This is a genomic window from Mesorhizobium sp. M7D.F.Ca.US.004.03.1.1, assembly GCF_003998635.1.
In the GTDB taxonomy this organism is placed as follows: Bacteria; Pseudomonadota; Alphaproteobacteria; order Rhizobiales; family Rhizobiaceae; genus Mesorhizobium; species Mesorhizobium loti.
Genome location: NZ_RZQG01001372.1, coordinates 1 through 1,119 on the forward strand (window position 1 = coordinate 1; position 1,119 = coordinate 1,119).

Annotated in this window: 1 protein-coding gene; it reads left to right on the forward strand. The window is 61.7% G+C overall.

The features are described from left to right. Positions 1–12: 12 nt before the first annotated feature. A partial coding sequence (locus EN935_RS37180) for a molybdopterin cofactor-binding domain-containing protein (protein WP_281040412.1) occupies positions 13–1,119 on the forward strand: 1,107 nt, incomplete at its 3' end.

Below are 1,119 nucleotides of genomic sequence, written 5' to 3' on the forward strand. Positions count from 1 at the left end.
ACCTTAGCGGCGATCGCCTCGCGGAAGGTCGGCGGTCGATCGGTGAAGTGGGCGGAGACGCGCAGCGAGCATCTCGTCAGCAGCTCACATGGCAGCGACCGTACTTTTCTGAACACACGTGTTGCGCTCGACGAGAACGGCGTCATCCTTGCTATCGACTCGACGCATATAGACGACGGTGGTGCCTATCCGCGCTACGAGCCGTTGGGCGGCGTGATCTGGTCCCAGGTCGCGCCAGGCAACTATCGACTCCAGAACCTGCGCATCGATTTCAGGCAGGTGTCCACCAACAAATGTCCTACCGGCTCCAATCGCGGTTACTCGCGCATGCAGCATATCTGGTTCCTTGAGCGCGTGGTGGACATCTGCGGTCATCAGCTCGGTATCCCTGCCGATGAGATTCGTCGGCGCAACTACGTTCCTGAAATGCCTTGGACGACGCCCAACGGCTGCGTCTACGACAGCGGCGACTATGCGAAAATGCTGGAATCCGCCAAGGCGCTTGTCGGATGGGACGAATGGCGTGCGAGGCAGAAGACGATGCGCGCCGAGGGCAAGCTGATCGGCATCGGCATCGGCACGACGCTCGATTCCGGCACCAACAATTTCGGCCAGTCCAAAATCATCACGCCCTATTCGCCCTTCTCGGGCAATTCAGAAGGGGCAGGGGTCCGTATTGACGGCGGGGGTATGGTGAACGTGGCGATGGGGTCGGTGCCGCAAGGCCAGAGCCACGAAACCGTGGCGGCCCAGGTGGTGGCTGCCGAACTGGGCATCCCACTCGAATTCGTTCATGTCGAAAGCGGATTTGACACGCAGCGCGACGTTCACACGCCTTTTTCGGGCACCTATGCGAGCCAGTTCGTGGTCAGCTCGCTGTCGGCTGTGCATGGCGCGGTGGACAAGCTGAGGGCCGAACTGGTCGAGCTTGCTTCGATTGTGACGGGCAATGATGTCGCCGGACTCAAGGTCGGAACCGTCGGCGGCCAGCCGGTGGTGATGACCGAAGACGGGTCGACCGCGCTCACCTTCGGGCAATTGTGGGCGCGCCTCTACCTGGAAGGCGGTACGCTGCCGAAGGAAGCGGGGCATCTCACGCTCGCCTGCAAGCACGTCTAC